Annotated in this window: 18 protein-coding genes; 9 read left to right on the top strand and 9 right to left on the bottom strand. The window is 63.1% G+C overall.

The window, feature by feature from the left end; translation table 11 throughout:
• Position 1 precedes the first annotated feature (1 nt).
• Complete coding sequence (gene dapA, locus CH283_RS08790; RefSeq protein ID WP_094641758.1) at positions 2–946, bottom strand: 4-hydroxy-tetrahydrodipicolinate synthase; 945 nt, start codon at positions 944–946, stop codon at positions 2–4.
• 72 nt (positions 947–1,018) lie between these two features.
• On the opposite strand from dapA, the gene CH283_RS08785 reads away from it, so the two are divergent.
• On the top strand, positions 1,019–1,912 hold the full coding sequence (locus CH283_RS08785; RefSeq protein ID WP_094641760.1) for a LysR family transcriptional regulator: 894 nt from the start codon (positions 1,019–1,021) through the stop codon (positions 1,910–1,912).
• Here CH283_RS08785 and helR read toward each other — a convergent pair.
• From helR to CH283_RS08760, 4 genes are all read right to left on the bottom strand, one after another.
• Complete coding sequence (gene helR, locus CH283_RS08780; RefSeq protein ID WP_094641762.1) at positions 1,909–4,056, bottom strand: RNA polymerase recycling motor ATPase HelR; 2,148 nt, start codon at positions 4,054–4,056, stop codon at positions 1,909–1,911. The genes CH283_RS08785 and helR overlap by 4 nt on opposite strands.
• 231 nt (positions 4,057–4,287) lie before the next feature.
• A complete protein-coding gene (locus CH283_RS08775) occupies positions 4,288–6,483 on the bottom strand; it encodes a sensor domain-containing protein (protein ID WP_094641764.1) in 2,196 nt (731 codons plus the stop codon).
• Positions 6,484–7,087: 604 nt separating this feature from the next.
• Complete coding sequence (locus CH283_RS08765; protein WP_255183148.1) at positions 7,088–7,477, bottom strand: transcriptional regulator; 390 nt, start codon at positions 7,475–7,477, stop codon at positions 7,088–7,090.
• 2 nt (positions 7,478–7,479) lie between these two features.
• Complete coding sequence (locus tag CH283_RS08760; RefSeq protein WP_094641768.1) at positions 7,480–7,968, bottom strand: hypothetical protein; 489 nt, start codon at positions 7,966–7,968, stop codon at positions 7,480–7,482.
• A gap of 80 nt (positions 7,969–8,048) precedes the next feature.
• On the opposite strand from CH283_RS08760, the gene CH283_RS08755 reads away from it, so the two are divergent.
• The 5 genes from CH283_RS08755 to CH283_RS08735 all read left to right on the top strand — a co-directional run bounded on the left by CH283_RS08755 (position 8,049) and on the right by CH283_RS08735 (position 11,744).
• A complete protein-coding gene (locus CH283_RS08755; RefSeq protein ID WP_068047269.1) occupies positions 8,049–8,522 on the top strand; it encodes a hypothetical protein in 474 nt (157 codons plus the stop codon).
• Between the two features lie 239 nt (positions 8,523–8,761).
• Positions 8,762–9,289: a hypothetical protein gene (locus CH283_RS08750; protein ID WP_082899477.1), complete on the top strand. Its 528-nt coding sequence runs from the start codon at positions 8,762–8,764 to the stop codon at positions 9,287–9,289.
• 47 nt (positions 9,290–9,336) lie between these two features.
• Entirely contained in the window at positions 9,337–10,488 is a 1,152-nt protein-coding gene (locus tag CH283_RS08745) for a GNAT family N-acetyltransferase (protein ID WP_094641770.1), read from the top strand.
• Between the two features lie 75 nt (positions 10,489–10,563).
• Positions 10,564–10,908, top strand: coding sequence for a nuclear transport factor 2 family protein (locus CH283_RS08740; RefSeq protein WP_255183147.1), 345 nt, complete (start codon positions 10,564–10,566; stop codon positions 10,906–10,908).
• Entirely contained in the window at positions 10,905–11,744 is an 840-nt protein-coding gene (locus tag CH283_RS08735; protein ID WP_094641772.1) for an SDR family NAD(P)-dependent oxidoreductase, read from the top strand. Before CH283_RS08740 ends, CH283_RS08735 begins: the two co-directional genes overlap by 4 nt.
• A gap of 436 nt (positions 11,745–12,180) precedes the next feature.
• Here CH283_RS08735 and CH283_RS08730 read toward each other — a convergent pair whose 3' ends face one another.
• The 3 genes from CH283_RS08730 to CH283_RS08720 form a co-directional block, all read right to left on the bottom strand.
• Positions 12,181–13,854, bottom strand: a complete 1,674-nt coding sequence (locus CH283_RS08730; RefSeq protein WP_094641774.1) for a cation:proton antiporter family protein — start codon at positions 13,852–13,854, stop codon at positions 12,181–12,183.
• 211 nt (positions 13,855–14,065) lie between these two features.
• The gene (locus CH283_RS08725) at positions 14,066–14,521 is read right to left on the bottom strand and encodes a tellurite resistance TerB family protein (protein WP_032398482.1); all 456 of its coding nucleotides are present in this window, start codon (positions 14,519–14,521) and stop codon (positions 14,066–14,068) included.
• Positions 14,522–14,612: 91 nt separating this feature from the next.
• Positions 14,613–14,945, bottom strand: a complete 333-nt coding sequence (locus CH283_RS08720; protein ID WP_068051195.1) for a hypothetical protein — start codon at positions 14,943–14,945, stop codon at positions 14,613–14,615.
• Positions 14,946–15,137: 192 nt separating this feature from the next.
• Here CH283_RS08720 and CH283_RS08715 point away from each other — a divergent pair, with 192 nt between their 5' ends.
• From CH283_RS08715 to pabB, 3 genes are all read left to right on the top strand, one after another.
• Positions 15,138–15,476 (top strand): RNA polymerase-binding protein RbpA, encoded by a 339-nt coding sequence (locus CH283_RS08715; RefSeq protein WP_027497120.1) that lies wholly within the window; start codon positions 15,138–15,140, stop codon positions 15,474–15,476.
• Positions 15,477–15,756: 280 nt separating this feature from the next.
• The gene (locus CH283_RS08710) at positions 15,757–16,152 is read left to right on the top strand and encodes a chorismate mutase family protein (protein WP_082898863.1); all 396 of its coding nucleotides are present in this window, start codon (positions 15,757–15,759) and stop codon (positions 16,150–16,152) included.
• 10 nt (positions 16,153–16,162) lie between these two features.
• Positions 16,163–18,235 carry an aminodeoxychorismate synthase component I gene (pabB, locus tag CH283_RS08705; RefSeq protein WP_094641776.1) on the top strand — a complete coding sequence of 691 codons (2,073 nt, stop codon included), beginning with the start codon at positions 16,163–16,165 and terminating at the stop codon, positions 18,233–18,235.
• Between the two features lie 55 nt (positions 18,236–18,290).
• Here pabB and CH283_RS08700 read toward each other — a convergent pair whose 3' ends face one another.
• Positions 18,291–18,887 (bottom strand): hypothetical protein, encoded by a 597-nt coding sequence (locus tag CH283_RS08700; protein ID WP_094641778.1) that lies wholly within the window; start codon positions 18,885–18,887, stop codon positions 18,291–18,293.
• Positions 18,888–18,897: the final 10 nt, after the last annotated feature.

Here is an 18,897-nt window from a genome sequence, read left to right as displayed (position 1 = left end):
GTCACGCTAGTCGTACCGAAACCTGCTCGCTTCTCGATTCCTGATCGAATCCGGTGGCGGACAGGGCCACGTCGAGTCGGCTCAGGTCGGCGGCCGAGGATGCGAGAAGTGGGCGTCGCACGGTCGCGTCGGAGATGACGCCGATCCTGGCGAGCGCGGCCTTGGCCATGATGGCCCCCTGCGTCGTGCGCATGACGGCGTCGGTCAACGGCAGGAGCGATCGCTGTACTGCGTTCGCTCGGTCCAGGTCGCCGACGCGGATCGCCGCGATCAGCTCGGCATAGCGGTCTGCCACGACGTTTCCGGTGACGCTGACCAAACCTGTTGCACCGGAGGCGAGGTAGGGCAGTGCGAGTTCGTCGATTCCGCAGTAGTAGGCGAGGTCCGTCGAGGACATGACGGTCATTGCCTCGTACAGATCACCCTTGGCATCCTTGACAGCACCGATGAGCGGGTGGTGAGAGAGCTCGACGAGCGTCGACGCCTCGATCGCCACACCTGTGCGCGCCGGGACGTCGTACACCATGACGGGTAGCCCACCTGCTTCGGCGATGGCGACGATGTGTTCCGCGATGCCGGCCTGGGTGGGGCGCGAATAGTAGGGAGCGGTGATCAGCAGTGCGTCGGCACCGGCTGCTGCTGCGGACCGAGCCATCTCCATCCCCGTGGAGGTGTCGTTGGTGCCCACTCCAGCGATCACGCGAAGAGCGTGATCGCGATGCCTGCAGGCGCAAGCGATCAGCTGCGAGGTCTCGTGGCCCGTCAAGGTCGGTGCCTCGCCTGTTGTTCCGGCGATGACCACGCCATCGCATCGTCTCGCCGACAGGTGCGTGAGAAGGGCATCGACGCCGGCTCGGTCGAGTGAACCATCGGGGTGCATCGGGGTCGCCATGGCGACGAGGTTCGTACCGAAGATCGTCGAGGCGAGCGACCGATTGGTGTTCATGGTCCGAGTGTGGACCGCTCGATACCTGAGGTCCAGCGATGCATTTTCGGCATTACTGCGTACTGTTCCTTCATGATCGATACCAGCGCCCTGCACGCACTGCGCGCTGTGGCTGCACTCGGCACTCTTGCGCGGGCCGCCGACGAGCTCGGCTACACCTCCTCGGCGATCTCCCAGCAGATCAAACGACTCGAACGGCAGATCGGCACCCCGGTACTGGCACAGGCAGGCAGAGGCGTGGTGCTCACCCCCGCAGGTCGGGCGGTGGTCGAGTCCGCGGGGGAGGTGTTCGACGCTCTGGAACGCTGCGTCGAGGCCGCTCGATCCGCCGACGGGGGCGTCGCTCGTGGGGTCGTTCGGTTGGTCGGCTTCTCGACCGCGGTGCGTGGATTGGTGGCTCCCGCGCTGATCGAGCTGGACCGACGGTATCCCGATCTGACGGTGCACATCAGCGAGGAGGATCCGGATCGTGCACTGCACAGCGTCTATGCCGGGACCGCAGATTTGGCGCTGGTGCACGATGCAGACGGGGTATCGGCACCCGCTCCTCCCTCGGTCGTTCGCCAACCGATTCACCTGGACTTCGGCGACGTGATCATGAAGCGAACCCACCCTCTCGCCCGACGCGAGACCGCGTTGACCCATGCGGAACTCGCCCGGTACCCGTGGGTGACGAGCCCGGCCGGGACGGTCTGTCACCAGTGGTTTCGGCGGCTGTTCGCCGAGACATCCGCCGAGATCGATGTTCGCCATCTCGTCGATGATTTCTCCACGCAACTCGCGCTGGTCGAAGCGGACGACGTGCTCGCTCTCGTTCCTCGCCTCGCGCGTCCGGTGCTCGGTGCCGGTCTAGTCGCGGTTCCGCTCGAGCGCGCTCCCGCTCGTGAGGTGCAGGCCGCGTGGCGGCGCAGCGCTGATGCCAGCCCGGCAATTCATGCCGTGCTGGGCGTCCTCGGTGCGGCCTAGCGCTGAGTGGTCAGAACGACCAGATGTCCGGTCGCTCGTGTCATGGCCACGTACCTGTCGACGGCACCGGCTGTTCCTGAGCCGAACGAATCCAGGTCGATGAGTACGACCAGGTCGAATTCGAGGCCCTTCGACGACTGTGGTGTCAGCGAGCGGATGCGCTCCGACGGGACAAACGTGGGATCGCCGATGACGCAGGCGATTCCGTCGTTGTTCGACTCCAGCCAGCGATCGAGTATCGACGCCAGCTCTGCCGTGTCTCCGTACTCGACGGGCACTCCGGTACTGCGGATGGAGACCGGGACATTCGCGTCCGGCAGCGCCGCGCGGATCACCGGCTCGGCTTCGGCCATGACTTCCTGCGGGGTGCGGTAATTGACGCCGAGGGTGGCAATCCTGACCCGGTCGAGTCCGACCCGTCGAAGTCGTTCGCGCCAGGACTCGGCGAATCCCAGACGCGCTTGCGCGCGGTCTCCGACGATGGTGATGCTGCCCGACGGGCACCGGCGCAGGACCATCTGCCACTGGGCGTCGGTCAACTCTTGCGCCTCGTCGACGACGATGTGTGCGAACGGCCCCGCCAACGGATCCGACGGGATCTCCTCGAAGCCCGCCGAATCGACGAGCGCATCGCGAATCCCATCCTGCCGCAACTGCGCAGCCATCATCTCGTCGTCGTCGGCGGCCATGAGTTCATCGACGACGCGGTCCATTCGCGCGCGCTCGTGTACAGCTGCCAGCTCCCGACGCCGAATGCGCCGTGCATGTTCAGGATCTCCCAGCCGCATTCGTGCGGCGTCGAGCAGCGGGAGATCGGCCACCGTCCATCGCGTCGGATCGGGTCGTTGTAGTGCGCGGACGTCCTCGGGGGCGAGCCATGGTGCGCACGAACGAAGGTACGCCGGCACGCTCCACAGGTCTGCGACGAGGTCGGGAGCATCGATGATCGTCCAGGATCGTTCCAGCTCCGCGCGCAGAGACTCGTTGTTCTGCAGTGACTTTCGTATGTCGGTCGGGGCCTCGTCGCCGTCGTAGCGGTCCATCAGAATCGTCAGCAGCAATTCCCAAACCTGTTCACGAGCCTCGTTGTGTGGAGTGCCGGGGTCGGGTGCCTCGAAGGCCTCGGCCCAATCGGCCGCAGTCAATGTCAGATCGGCCCATTCGGTCTCCACGATCATGGTCCGAGTCGGTGGCTGCTCGTAGAACGCAACGCCCGCTTCGATCGCCACGCTCATGCTCTCGGTCGCCTTCAATTGCGCGACAGAAGGATTCGTCTCGTCGATCGCGTTCGTTCCTTCGGCGACGAGATCTCGAAGAGTACAGGTCTGCACACCGTCCTCGCCCAGACTCGGTAGGACGTCGGAAACGTAAGCGAGGTACGGCTCGTGTGGGCCGACGAACAGCACGCCGCCGCGGCTGTGTCCGAGACGCGTCTCCGTGTACAGCAGATACGCGGTGCGATGCAGTGCGACCACGGTTTTCCCGGTTCCAGGACCACCGTCGACGACCAGCGCGCCGCGGGCGTCCGACCGAATGATCGCATCCTGATCTGCCTGGACGGTGCCCAGCACGTCGCGCATCCGAGGTGAACGCGCCGCACCCAGACTGGCGATGAAGGCGGACTGATCGTCCAGCGCAGCATCGGAGATCGGTCCGGTCAGATCGAACACCTCGTCCCAGTAGTCGGTGATGGTGCCGTTCGTCCACCTGTATCGACGACGACTTCGCAGCCCCATGGGATTGGCGTGAGTAGCACCGAAGAACGGTTCGGCTGCGGGGGAGCGCCAGTCGACGAGGAGTTGCTCGCCCGCGGTTCCCAGCAGTCCGAGTCGTCCGATGTATACCGGCTCGTCCGCGTCGGTGGTCACGACGCGACCCAGGCACAGATCGACTCCGTACCGACGCAGTGAACGGAGGCGGCCGCCCAAGCGGTGTATCTCGAAGTCGCGTTCCATCACTTCTCGGCCCATTCGGCCCGACGACTTCTGTGCTGCCTCCAGCCGTGCCGACGTGTCGAGACGAGACTTCTCGATACTCGAGCGAATAGCTGAAAAGTGTTGCTCGTCTTGGCCGATCAATGCCGAGTCACGCTTGCGCGCGAGATTGTCGGGTAGGTCGAAAACACTCGGGTACGCATGTTTCACAGGACTCCGATCGATTGCTACGTGGCTGCAGCGTGCAATTCTGAGCCCTGTACGGGGTCTTGCCGCAAGCCCCTGGGTGCGCTATACATTGAAAGGGGCCAGGAAGTAACGGTCCCTTTCGATCCAGTCCCCAGACACCAATGCCGACGAAACCGGCTGTGCATCGAATGATTCGAAGTCAGGATCAGGCCACAGGTGCGCGGCCCACGAACTTGCCCTCGTGGTGGGGGTTCATCGATCGCCGAGAAGCAGATCGGCGATGGCTCCGGCACCGACCGGCCGACCCAAGAGGTATCCCTGCGCGAAGTCGCAGCCGGTGGCGGCCAGTGCGTCGAGTTGCTCCTCGGTTTCGACTCCCTCGCCGACGACGGTGACGTCGAATGCGCGGGCGAGCGAGACGATTGCCGAGACGATCGCACGTGCCCGAGGGGCCGGCAGCCGGGCTATGTACGACTTGTCGATCTTGAAGCACTCGAACATGGGGTAGCGGTCGAGATACGACATGGAGCTGTGGCCTTTGCCCATATCGTCGAGCAAGAGAGCCACCCCCATGGCGTGCAGGGCGGAGACGGTGTCGGCGACCCGTTCGGTGTCGGCGACCCACACGGTTTCGGTCACCTCGAGGCCGAGAGCGAAGGCAGGCAGTCCCGTCTCTTCCAGTACCGAGGCGACCTCGGTGGGAAAATCGGGATCGCGGAGTTGAAGCGCGCTGACGTTGACGCGGACCACGATGTCGGAGAACGTTCGCCACCGCGCCGCGGCGGTGCATGCAGTACGCAGCGCCCACGCGCCCAAAGGAGTTGCAAGACCAGTTCTTTCGGCGACTCCGACGAACTCGCTCGGTTCGATGGGCCCGAGTTCGCGGTGATTCCAGCGGGCGAGCGCCTCCACGGCAACGATCTTCCGGGTGGCGATGTCCACCAACGGTTGGTAGGCGAGAGTGAGTTCATCGGCGAGCAGCGCCGCTCGGAGATCGATCGACAGCGACCTGATGCGATCCGCATCGTAGAGATCGGTGGGATCGAACACTGCGTGCCCACCGGTACCACTGTCTTTTGCGCGGTACATGGCCAAGTCGGCGCGGTGGATAAGCTCGTGCCGACTCGAATCAGGTTCGGACACCGCGATACCGATGCTGGCGCTCAAGGGGATGGGCACGTCTTCGGCGGAGAAAGGAACGGCGATGGAACTCGAGATGTTTCGAGCGAGTTCCTCCGCGTGAGCAACGCTGTCGACGCCTTCGCAGACGATCAAGAATTCGTCTCCGCCCAGGCGCGCGATGGTGTCGGCGTCTCTGATGGCCGAGGCGAGCCGTTCGACGAACTTGACCAACGCTCTGTCCCCGGCGTCGTGTCCCAGGCTGTCGTTGATGATCTTGAAGTCGTCGATGTCGAGTAGAAGCAGTGCTACGGTGCCTGACTGTTGTCTGGCGCGGTCCAACGCCGAATCTATGACCTCGTACGCGAGGGTACGGTTCGGCAGACCGGTCAGGGCGTCGTGCGTGCTACGTCGTCGCAGTTGGAGTTCGAGGTCGATCCGTCGGATCGCCGCGGATACGATGCCGGCCACCGAACTGAGAAACGACACTTCTTCGTCACGATAGAGGCGGGCCTCGGCGCTGTGGATGGAAAGAACTCCCCATGCTTTTCCGGCGGCGGTGAAGATGGGGACTCCGACGCCGCTGCGGAGGCCGAGAGAGAGCATCGTGTCGGTACGGAAACGCTTCTCGGCGTGACTGTCGTTGCACACGACAGGCTCCGAGAGCGTCAGGACGAATCCCACCAACGAACCGTTCCCGGACGGAACGTTCTGACGCAAGCCGAGTGCACCGCTGGCCGCGTCCATGGTCAAGTACGGATCGGTCGGGTGCTCGAGATGGGCGATGGCGGAGTTGCCCACGCCGATCAAGGTGGCGGCCGTGTCGGTTGCTGCGGTGAGCAACCTGGGTAGCTCGGCGATGACGGCGAATCGGCTCAGATCGGCGAGAGCCTTCTGCTCCAGCGCGTGACGACCGGCGATCACCGCGTCGGCCGCCATCCTGGCACTGCGCTGTTCCACCGTGTGTCGGTGCCTGATGGTGGATACGACCACGTCGGGGCCACCGTCGTCACGACTGATCACATAGGAAGACACCACGACCGGCATGCCGGTACCGGTCACGTGATGGCGCAGCTCGCAGTAGCCCTCCCACTTGCCTTCGGAGAGCAGACCGGCGGCGATGTCGTCGGTGAGATCGAGTCCGTCGGAAGTCAGCAGATCCAAAGCCGACAGCTGGCCGATATCGGCCACGTCCGTGACCCCGATCAGCTCCGAACCCGCCGGATTGATGTACAGAATCTTCCCCGTGAAATCGGACAGCGCAACGAAATCAGGGGAGCGTTCCAGGAAGGATCGAAGACTCACCGGATCGCCCGGGAGATCGAACATCGGCCCTCCGATCCGTGTGGGCCGGGATACGTGCGGCTCCGGGTCCATGTTATTCGTCGTTCGTGGTCAGTGTGCCCGAACAGTCCGCGCCGGGTATCAGTCTGTCCGTTGTCGTGCCTCGATGGGATGTCGAGCGACGAAGAACGCCACATTTCCCACCATCGTGACCTCTACCTGCTCGAATCTGTCGGCCAGGACTTGTCGTAAGCCAGGCAGGTCGTCGCGCCGTTCACCGCACACCTTGTACGTCTGTTCGACGCCGATCACTGTCGATCCGAACAACCCCGGGCACCGCACGACCGTCCGCTGTTCGGCACGAACGCTGCCCGACACGAATGCGAGCGACGGATGGATGTGCGACCTCGTCCCCGAAGTGGTTGTCGCCGTTGATGATCACGGTCAGCCGATCGACGTGAGCACAGAGTGCAGGGGAGTGGGGCGATTCGTCGTTGTGCGGCCGACCCCAGCTGATGGCTGTGCCGGTCGGACAACGGGCAGTCTGTCGTCGCCGATGGCGGTGATCGGACTCAGGCTCGGCGTCGCCGGTACAGCGGCGGTTCGTTCGGATGCTGGGTGGTGGAAATTGCACCCGGTGACATGCAGTTCAGCCCAATTCGGGTGTGGCACCGAAGGTCGGACTCCACGTCACGAGGGGTGGTCGCGACGGCGATGGTTCCGGGTGGCCGTGGGCGATGACAAGAAGCTCGGCGATATGAGAATCGAACGCTTCCCGTCCGGCACCTGTCAGCTTCACCCATGTCACTCTCCTCGAGTCCGAACGTGACAGCGACGCAGTCTTCTTCATCGAGACGTAGCCCGCGTCGGAGAGCGCTTTGAGATGTTTCGAGAGCGACGCGTCGCTGATCTCGAGTGTGTCGCGTATGACCGCGAAGTCGATTTCGTCGATTTGCCGCAGAATTCCGCAGACGCGCAAGCGGATTGGAGCATGGATGACGGAATCGAATTTCGGCCCGATACCGGGATCTTCGGTCACGATCAGTTACTCCTGGACCGGCGGCCGGTGAGCTGCCGGATGCCTCCAGCGTGCAGATGGGTTCGGTACACTCCGTCGAACAGACGACCGCCGAACAGCACGACGACAAAGCACACGGCCTGCGGCAGAAGTACCCACCACGCAGACAGCGACGCCATCACACCGTAGGACACGCTCAACGAGCCGAGCACACTCACCAGGAGCCCGATGAGAACACCCCATCCCACCATGCCTACTGCCGCCGGTCGCACCCCGGATATCCGGGGGTAGAGCAGAGCCAATGTCGCGGCTGCTGCCACCGGGAGGGCGGCGAATGCGGCACCCACGTTGCTGTCCGGCAATACCGGCGTTCCTATGTGCAGAGCGGTCACGGCGGCGAAGACCGGGTAGAACCAGGACGGTGCAGCGAGACGATCTGCGAGGCAGACGCGATCGGCGTGGAGCGCACCCAGCAGATCGCGCACGTCGTCCGGCGACTGATTGCTTTCCATGTTGGCAACTCTAACACTTTCCGTCTAGGCAAGTGTTACGTTGACTCCTGAAAGTACACCGCGCACATCCATGGAGGGTCATGAAGAAGCATCCGGTCGTCACTCGTTCACTCGTCCTCGCCAGCGCGCTCACAGCCGTGATCGGTACCAGCGCCGCGCAAGCCGGTGCCCAGGAGAGATACTTCTCGCCGCAACAACGGATTTACACGCTCGCCGAGGTTCCCCAATGTCTCGGCGGTACCGTCGATGTGAATGTCCAGAGCGGCTACGCGCCCAACGAGATTCGTGCGAATTTCACCACCCACCTGTACAGCCCGGCATGGGCAGGATCAGCCGACTACGAGTGCTATCTGAGCATCTATGCGGATTGGCGTAACCACGACACCGGACTCAGTGGAACCGCCGAGCAGCGGGTGGCGAGCTGGCGGTTCCAGGGCCCCAATGTGGCAAACCCTTACGTGGACATCGAGACAGGGGAGGGTCCGCTTACGGTCACCTTCAGAACGAGTGCCGCGCATACACCTAGCCCCACCTTCGAGGTGCCGGCCCGCTGAACAGCGCCGAACCGGCTCCCGGCGGGCGAGAGCCGTGACGTCTTCATGTCGACTCGAAAGAGAAAAGAGAAAACGTGACAATTGCTAGGAAGTCAGTTGTTCTGGTCGCGACTGTGTGCGGATTGGCCCTAGGTGGTTGTGCAAGTGGCGATTCGGACACCAGTGCCGCGCCGGACACGACGCGTGTGCCCGCTGAGACGACGACGTCGCCCGCGAGGACGACTACCGAGTCGTCGGTTGTGGCCGAGCCGCCGACTCGGCTCGAGGCCGAATCCCCACAGGAATCGGCAGTCGCTCCGCCGACGCGAACGCCGGAGGAAGCAGCGGACCTGGTGCCGGGTGGTGGTGCGATCTTGCAGCCGTCGGGAGACGAACCAGGCAACGTCGATCCCGTGACGTTCCGGACGGGGAGTGACAAATACAACTTCACGTCGCCGACGGGCAACATTCACTGCGGCATCTGGGACGCCGACGGGCCCGAGGGGCGAGTGGGATGTCAGGCCGTGGACGGCAGAAATCACTTCGACGGACCGCAATGCTCGAACGCAGAGAACGACAAGGTCGCTGTTCGCGTAACCGCGGCGGGCTCGGAAAGCATGTGCACGACACAGGGCATCTACGTGGATGCGAACGCCCCAATACTCGAGTTCGGCCAGGTGCTGTCGGTCGAGGACGTGGTGTGCCGGTCCGGGCCCGACGACATAATCGGGTGTACCGCACCCACGGGCGGATTCACGTTCTCCCGAGATATCAACTACACCTACTGATTCGGACGTTGCGGGGTGTGAGTCGACAGTCCACACTGGGACCCATCATGACGAACCACGATCTGCGCGCGAACCCACGAAAATTGCGGCCGCGACCAGCGGTCCCGCGCGAGGCGGCGGTAGAGCTGACGTCCAGCGGGGTGCCTGTTGCCGAGCGAGACTTCTTCGTCGAGGAGTTCCGCGGGGTCACGATCGTGATCGCCCTGCCCATGGTGAGCGTCGCGGCTCTGGAGGCAGTGGAACGGACGGTCGGCGAGTTCGGCACTGGCGACACGCGATTCATATTCGTGGTTCCGGCCGACCATGTTCCGGAAGTCACTGCTGCAGTCGGTGGTGTGGAAATGACCGGTGCGACTGTCTGGAACGACGAGTCCGTCGCCCGCCTGTGGCTCGCAATCGCGGACTCGGAATGCGTCGTGATCGGGGCGGAGGCGGACGCTGTCGCGCGTACTGCCGGCACCGTGTCTGCGAGCGTGCGGGCATCGAAGATGGTCCTGACCGATCCGGGCGGGGGCTGGGGTAATCCTCCTCGTAGCTTCGCCGACATCGACCTGCACCGCGAGCGCCTGGTCGCCCACCTGGCCGAACGGGGGCTCGACGATTTCCCCCCAGCCGCCGAGGCAGCACTTGCCGGTGGTGCATACAGCGTAAACCTCTGTTGTGCTGAGGATCTCGAATTCGAGCTGTTCACATTCGACGGCCGAGGGACCGTCCTGACCCAAGGCCGCTACCTGCACTTGGCCTCGCTACAGGTGGACGATTTCCCGGCAATCGAGGCTTTGGTGGCACAGGGAGTGCGAGAGGGGGTTCTCAAGCAGCGCAGTCGGATCGAGATTGCCAGGATGGCTGTTGGTGGGCTCGGAGCTCGGGTACTGCGCACGGGGCACCTCGCCGGCATCGTCGGACTGGAGGTGGACCGTTACGCCGGAACCGGATTCGGCGAAGTGTCCGGTTTGATCACAGTCGCCGAGTTCTCCGGACTGGGAGCAGGCGGCTTGTTGATGGACGGATTGTTGGAGGTCTGCCGCACGAAGGGCATCTCGACCCTGTTCGCGGTCACCGTCAGCAGTGAGGCCGCGGAGTTCTTCGCCAAACGCAGTTTCGTCGAGGTCGGGCGTCAGGATGTGCCTGTAGCGAAGTGGGAGGACTACGACGCCGATCGGCTCGATTCTGCTCGCTGTTTTCTACGATCCGTCTGAATATTTGTGAGCAGTGTTTTACCGGGGTGGACCTGGTGTTGACACTCCCCTTGGGGGAGGCATCACCGTGAGGTCATGACCACACAATGGGATGGACTCCCGGACAACGTGAAGAAGTTCATGACCGCACTCGACTCCAAGCAAGGCGCTCGCGGGCTCACCGTATTCACCGCGGATGCCGTGGTAACCGACGAGGGCCACGACTACTCGGGCCGAGACGAGATCGAGGCCTGGCTGATCGCCTCGGTCAGTGAGAGTGAGTACACCTACACGAGCGAGTTCACCGGAGCGACCACGACCGGTACGACTGTCGACGTCGAGCAGCATCTGGAAGGCAACTTCCCCGGGGGAGTCGTCGACCTGCACTACCGCTTCACGCTCGACGGCGCGCTGATTCAGCGGCTGGTGATCGAGCCATGAGCAAGCGATGGTTCATCACCGGTGGCACACCCGGCGGTTTCGGCATGGCGTACGCCGAGGTGGCGCTGGAGGCGGGGGACCGCGTGGTACTCACCGCCCGGCGTCCGGAGGAATTGGTGTCGTGGGCCGATCGTTACGGTGACCGCGTTCTCGTCGTGCCCATGGATGTCACCGACGCGGCACAGGTGCTCCGCGCGGTGCACACGGCCGAGGAGCATTTCGGCAGTATCGACGTGCTGGTCAACAACGCCGGTCGAGGCTGGTACGGATCGATCGAGGGAATGGACGAGTCTTCGATACGGGCGATGTTCGAGCTGAACTTCTTCGCCGTGCTGTCCGTCACGCGCGCAGTGCTACCAGGTATGCGCACTCGCGGAAGCGGGTGGATCGTCAACGTGTCCTCGGTGGCCGGGCTTCTGGCGGCGGTCGGATTCGGCTACTACAGCGCCACGAAATACGCGATCGAGGCCGTCACCGACGCGCTCCGCCAGGAAGTCGCCGAGCACGGCATCTCCGTCCTGGCAGTCGAACCGGGCGCATTCCGCACGAACGCGTACGCCGGATTCGCCGACGAGCCCATCGCGGAGGTGATTCCGGAGTACCGCGAGATGCTGGAGAAGGTGCGGGCCGCCTTCGTCGACATGAACGGGGTGCAACCGGGAGACCCGCATCGCGGTGCCCGTGCGGTGGTCGCAGCGATGGCCCAGGACCCACCGCCACACCGGCTGATCCTGGGCAACAGCGGATACGATGCCGTGATCGACGCGCTGGAAGAAAACCTGAGCGACATCCGGTCGAACGAAATACTATCTCGCAGCGCGGATTTCCCCGCCTAGCCAGGCCCGCTGAAACAGAGAGGTATTGCGCTGTAACTGACGTATAGCTGTTGGTTCCGACTAGTTGACATAATGTTGATTATCGGCAAAAAGGAGCCGCAGTTCAGGGGTGTCTCGACGGACGCCGCGCGACTTCGGTTCCTGTGGCCGACCCATTCACAACGCTTCCGCGTCGAACGCTGTGTGCACGTCCCACTCGAGCGCTGCGGCGGACACTCGGCGCTGTTGTCCAACGGGCAGCTCCTTGCGACGGTTGAACGAAATGTGCGATTCCGATGGAGCTTGCGCCACTCTCTTGCATTCCCCTCGCCCATCTTCAACCCTACGAATCGTCACAGTGACGTTTTGCAAGGGTGGAGTTGGGACGAGTAGGCCGCGGTCCAATGGCCGAGTCGGTGTACCTCCCCTGGCCTTCGTATGCTCCAGGCGGGGTCGGTCACGGATGCTCGTCGAGCGGTACCGGTTTCGTGGTCGGCCGATGGACCTTCTCGGACTGTGAGGTATCGAGGTCGGAGTCGCTTTCGTCGCCGACGGGATCGGGCGAAGTGGTGGCCACCTGATCCGCCAATTCCAACCCCGCACCTGCGTAGACATTGAACGCGATGTCGACGCCGTGCTCCTTGGCCCACTGCACTTCGTCGTCGTAGCGGGCCACTGCGGCAACTGTTCCACTGAATCCGGATTCGCGCAGACAGGCGAGTGCTGTGACATTGGCACCGTGACGCGGCATCGCGAGCACGGCAATGCGTACCGACTCGGAATGCCGTAGTTGATGCCAGAAATCGAGATCGGTTGCGTCCCCTTCGATGACTCGTAGTCCCTGATCGGCCAGGCGACGAATGCGAGGCCCGTCGTAGTCGACTCCTACGGCATCGAGGCCGTAGTGATCGGTGAGCCGCTGATATGCCGCGAACCCGACACGCCCCATTCCGATCACGACCACCTCGGCGTCGCCGGCATCGCCGGAGCGTTCCTCGGGATGCAAGCTCGACTCGTCCTGCTCGGGTAGACGGGTCGCGATCTTCTCGACCATCAGGTGGCCACGACCGTTCACCAGGGCCGACGCGACGAAACTCAAAGCCACGGCGATCGACATCTCGACCAGCCAGGCCGGTGCGAGTAGGCCGGTCGTCACTCCTACCGACACGACGATCAGGCCGAATTCGGAGTAGTTCATCAGGCTCAGTCCGGCCAGGAGCGCGGTCCGATATCGCAACTTCATCAGGGCGAACAGCGCCAAGTACAGGACGGATTTGAGTGGCAGCAGAAGCACCATGAGGAGGGCGACACCGAGACTGGGTAGGTCCGGCAGCCCGGACAAACCGATCGAGACGAAAAAGCCCACCAGGAGCAGTTCCTTGATGTGGAACAGCGATCGTGACAGTTCCGACGAGGCCGGATGCGATGCCAGCAACACGCCGATGACCAGTGCGCCCAGATCCCCCTTGAGCCCCAGGGCGGAGAACAGGGCGTAACCCGGGACCAGCGCCATCACGATGCCGAACAGCGACTGCATCTCGCCGTGGCCGAGTCCGCTCCAGATCTTCCGAAGGATCCGCGTCACCGGCCACAGCAGTACGAGCGTCACCGCCCATGGGCTCGGTAGCGAGCCGCTGGTTATGGTGAGGAAAACCACGGCAACGATGTCCTGCATGACCAGGACACCGATCGCCACCCGTCCGTAGAGGGCGTGCGACTCCCCTCGCTCTTCCAGAACCTTGACCACGAACACTGTGCTCGAGAACGACATCGCGAATGCGAGCAACGCTATCGTCGTCAGACTTTGGCCGGACAACATGGCCAACCCGGCGACGGCGGCGAGCCACAGCACGGTGGTACCGACCACGATGCTCGCCACCAGATGCACCGATGTTGTCAGCCACACCTCCCGGCGCAGAAGAATACGAACGTCGAGCTTGAGACCGATTGCGAACAACAGCAGTGTCACGCCCAGGTCGGCGATCAGCTCGAGCTGGGGCACCTCACCGACATCGAGCGCATTGATGACGAAACCGGCAGCGAGAAACCCGACCAAGGGAGGTAGCCGTACCACCATGGCGAGTCCGCCCAGACCGAAGGCGATGACGAGGTAGATCGCGGCAACTGTCATGCACGGTCCCTTTGCTGGTGGGCTGCAACCGGATCTCCAACGGATCTTTCGACGTCGGCACAAGCCGTCGGAGTGCCCCTAGTATCCCGGCATACGCCACATTTCACAGCGGACGACTGCCGACGAGAACGGCGATCGACGAAGTCGCCTGATGACTTCGTCGATCGCCGTCAGCACGATCGACTACCGCGGTCCTTTCGTACGGAAGGACTCAGAGCTCGAACTCGGCCGGATCGATTCCGACTGCGAAGCACGCATTGCGCACGGCAGCCTTCTCGTGATCGTCGAAGTGGCCGTCCGCGCCGCCGATGATGATGCCGATCTGGATGACGGCCCGTGCCTGGTCGGGCTTCGACTTCAGCTTGCCGATCGTGGCTGTCGCCTCGACCTTCCCGAAGTCGAAGTCTCCCTGCAGCTTGTCGCAGTACCAGTCGAACTTCTGCCGAAGCTCGTCGGGCTCGAACACTCTCAGAGCCTCGTTGCCGGCGATCAGTGATGCCGTCTTCTGGCGCTCGGCAGGATCGATGGTGCCGTCCGCCGCCGCGATCAGGGCACACATGGCCATGCTGCCGTTGGCGAATTCCTTGTTCTTGAACTGGCTGGTCTTGGTCTGCAGCTGGCCGTTCAATTCCTGTGCCTTGGATTTGAGTTGATCCCAGAACGCCATGGAGCTCCTCACTAGGTCGTACCGCCTGCGCAGTCGCGCGGGCGGTACGACCATTGTCCATGGAGTCGGTGAACGAGTAAGGAACCGCAGTTCAGCGCAGTCGCTCTGCGTCATGAGCTTTGGCCAACAGCTCGGCGCACAGTCGGTGCAGTTCCGCAGCGTCGGCACCTTCCGCCACCGCCGTGCTGACGTCCTCGGCGGCACACCGAACCTCGAACGCTCTGTCTGCCACGGCCGACACCTCCTCCGCGGTCAGCACGACGGCGTCGTCGGGAATCGACGTCCCTTTCGTCGCGCTGCGCTGCTCGTAGGCTCGCTGACGGCACGATTGACGGCAGTACCGCCGCTTACGGCCGGTTCCTGTATCGGCGACCGGGCGCCCGCACCAGGCGCATGTCTGGTCGCGGCGGGTTCTGGCGGACATGGTCGTTCAGCCTACTGCGGCCGCGAGGTAAGATCGCCCGATAAGCTGCGCCGATGGGATCGCACCGGGACTCATCGGCCCGGGAACGAACCGACGCGCGGCTACGTTGTAGATCAGTGGGTAGACGGTGTAGTTCGATGTCGACGGATGGCTTCGACGCACGTACCTACTATCGATGGAGAGGACTTCACCATGGCAGATCGTGTACTTCGAGGTAGCCGACTGGGAGCGGTCAGCTACGAGACCGACCGTGATCACGACCTGGCACCCCGCCGCGTTGCGCGCTACCGGTGCGACAACGGCGAGGAGTTCGACGTACCGTTCGCCGACGATGCCGAGATTCCCGGAACCTGGGCTTGCCGCAACGGTCTGGAAGGGTCGCTGATCGAGGGAACCGCGCCGGAGGCCAAGAAAGTCAAGCCTCCCCGTACGCACTGGGACATGCTGCTCGAGCGTCGTTCGGTCGACGAGCTCGAGGAGCTTCTCAAAGAGCGTTTGGACCTGCTGAAGGTCAAGCGCCGCGGCGCATGACGTTCACCGCACTCTGCACCGCCTGATTGGAAACAATCCGGCGGTGCAGTTTTTTTATGTATATCGAACTTATCGGATGTTTTCGCGGACCTTTGTTGCATTCATTGTCGCCTGACCAGCTATTCCAATACGATCGAGTGGCGAGGTGGCTGTCCGAGGTGCCATCATCGGGTATCGGTTGTCACACAAGTGGACGATTCGTGAACGGTCGCCGTAACAGTTGTCGGACAATACCGATAAACAGCGGCATCGCACTCGAAAAATCAGGGGGCAATAACTCGTGAGCCAGGATTCTGATCAGCGCTCGACCGACGCTTTGCGCACGGCGGCCTCCGAAGCGGAATCGGAAGGCCATCGCGCAGTCGGCGAGCAGAAGCTTGCGGAGTTGAGGCGCGAGTTGGACGGAATCGACGAAGTTCTGCGCGCTGCAATTCGAGACCGCATCGATGTGTGTGTACGTGTTGCACACGTAAAACGAGAACACGCCATTCCGATGATGCAACCAGGCCGTGTCGGATTGGTGACAGAGCGAGCGAGAGAATTCGCGTCGGCCAATGGGATGTCCCCCGACTTTCTCGAAGATCTGTACCGAACGATGATTGCAGAGGCATGTCGCGTCGAGGATTCGATCATCGATTCTCCGACGCCCGGGCCGGGCCTCGACAGGAAACGGTAGAAGCACGCCGATGACGATTCATACGCTCCTGGTGGACAATTACGATTCGTTCACCTACAACCTGTACAGCCTTCTCACCGAGGTGAACGGACGGCCGCCGACGGTGGTCAAGAACGACGTCGAGTGGACGTCTTTGGATTTCGAGGCTTTCGACAACGTCGTGATCTCACCCGGTCCAGGGCGGCCCGATGTGGAGCAGGACTTCGGGATCAGTTCTCGCGTGATACTCGAGTCCGGTCTACCGATACTCGGCGTGTGCCTCGGGCATCAGGGTCTGTGCCATCTGTTCGGTGGCAGTGTCGATCTCGCGCCCGCGCCGATGCACGGCAGGATCACCGACATCACTCATTCCGGCGTGGACCTGTTCGCCGGAATCCCCTCGCCCTACTCGGTGGTGCGGTATCACTCGCTCGTGGTGACCCGCACCCCTGCCGACTTCGAGGAAGTCGCATGGACGCCCGACGGACTGGTCATGGCCGTGCGGCACCGGAGCAAGCCCATGTGGGGCGTTCAGTTCCATCCCGAGTCGATCAGTACCGAATACGGCCGCGAACTACTCGCCAACTTCCGCGATCTGACACTGGCTCAATCGGCCGCATCGAGCGCCGCACGGACTCAGGATTCGATCTTCACCATCGAAACACGTTCGCTCGACGAGGCTTTCGACTCCGAGCAGGTATTCGACGCTCTTTTCGCGGACGGCTCGAAGAGTTTCTGGCTGGACGGTAGCGCGGCTCTCGAACCCGACTGCAGATTCACCGTCATGGGCGACTGCTCGGGTCCTCATGCGGAGTACGTGACCTACTCGGTTGCCGAGACCACGGTGACCGTGCAAGGTGCCGACGGTACGACCGAGCGCATCCACTCGACATTCTTCGACTACATCGACGAGCGATTGCGAGAGCGGTCCACTCCCCCTCGACACGACCTACCGTTTGCTTTCGGACTCGGCTACGTGGGGTATCTGGGATACGAGCTCAAGGCCGATACCGGTGGCCAACTGGTTCACACGGCCTCGACTCCCGACGCGTCGATGGTCTTCGCAGATCGCGCGCTGGTGTTCGACCACGAAGCCGGCACCCTGTATCTGATGGGGTTGGCCACCACCCCCGGGGATCCTGTGTTGGCGCAGTGGTTCGACTCTGTCACCGAGACCCTGCGTGGCTTGTCTCGAAAGGCAGTCCCGAACGACCACGCGGATGCGCCAGCGTCGGGCACTCCCCTGCTCGGAGCAGATCGATCGCTCGAGCCCCGTCTACGCCACGACCGTGCCCACTACCTCGATCTGATTTCCCAGTGCCTCGCCGAGATTCGCTCCGGTGAGACGTACGAGGTCTGTTTGACCAACACGGCGACCGTAGCCGGTTCCATCGACGCGACCGCCACCTACTCGTACATGCGTGAAATCAACCCCACTCCGTACAGTGCGCTGCTGAAGTTTCCCGAGCTGTCGGTGTTGAGTGCGTCTCCGGAACGCTTCTTGCGCATCGACGCCGACCGCGTAGTCGAGTCCAAGCCGATCAAGGGGACGCGTCCCCGCGGAGCCACGGCGGAAGAAGACAACGCGCTCAAGGCCGATCTCGTCGCGAACGAGAAGGACAAGGCCGAGAATCTGATGATCGTGGATCTGGTGCGCAACGACCTCGCCCAGGTCTGCGTGCCGGGGTCGGTTCACGTACCGAAGCTGTTCGATGTCGAAACCTATGCTCCCGTGCACCAATTGGTCTCGACCGTTCGTGGCCGCCTGCGCGAGGACGCATCCGCGGCGGACTGTATCCGTGCCGCGTTTCCCGGTGGTTCGATGACAGGAGCCCCGAAGATCCGCACGATGGCGATCATCGACAAGCTCGAAGACGGACCGCGCGGGGTGTACTCGGGTGCCATCGGTTACTTCTCGATCACCGGCACCGCAGACTTCTCGATCGTCATTCGCACGATCGTGGCCACCGAGCACGAAGTGACGTACGGAGTGGGTGGTGCAATCGTGGCACTGTCGGATCCCGACGAGGAGTTCGAGGAGACGATGGTCAAAGCCGTGTCGATGCGCCGGGCGTTGACCGGGCGGACAGCGAACAGCGGGTAGAGCGCACGCGCTCCACCCGCTGTTCGGACCTCCGTCGGCTCGGGGCCGTTCTGCCTTACGGAGTGGTGAAGTACTCGAACACGGCAGGCTGAGCCTGCGGGTTTCCGTTGGACGTACCGATGACCGCGCCGGCAACCGTACCGATGACGGTTCCGATGATGCACCCGGAGATGAAGTTCGGGAAGATCGATACACAGCCGATGGCGAAGCCGAGGCCTGCGCCGATCGCCGTGCCGACACCGCCACCGTTGTTCCAGCCGATTGCGAGCTGGTTGACCATGTTGTCGAATGCCTGCTGCTTGGTCCGCGGACCTGCGACCTCGGCGACGGGAACCGTCTGCGGAGTCAACGTCAGTTCGCGACCCTCGGCACCGATCAGCGGTGCGATCGAGTAGACGGTGCCGTTGATGGTGTATTCCAGCGGAACGGTTGCGAGCGTGGCACCGGCCTGGTCGATGACGGACACGTTCTCGCTCGTGGCGTCGACCCGGAACAGCCCGGCATCGAGGATGGTGGTGACCGTGCCGTCCGGGTTGACCGAAGTCTCGTAATTCACCGGGTCCGACGACGGGTCTGCCACAGCATGGCCTGCTCCGGTGGCCACCGCAGCGGTCAACGCCACCGCTACCGTTGCTGTTCTGATCAGTTTCACTTCTGTCCCC

This window comes from Rhodococcus sp. 05-2254-2 (assembly GCF_002259095.1).
Lineage (GTDB): Bacteria > Actinomycetota > Actinomycetes > Mycobacteriales > Mycobacteriaceae > Rhodococcoides.
The sequence above is the reverse complement of the archived record's forward strand: the minus strand, read 5'-3'. Positions and strand labels throughout refer to the sequence as shown.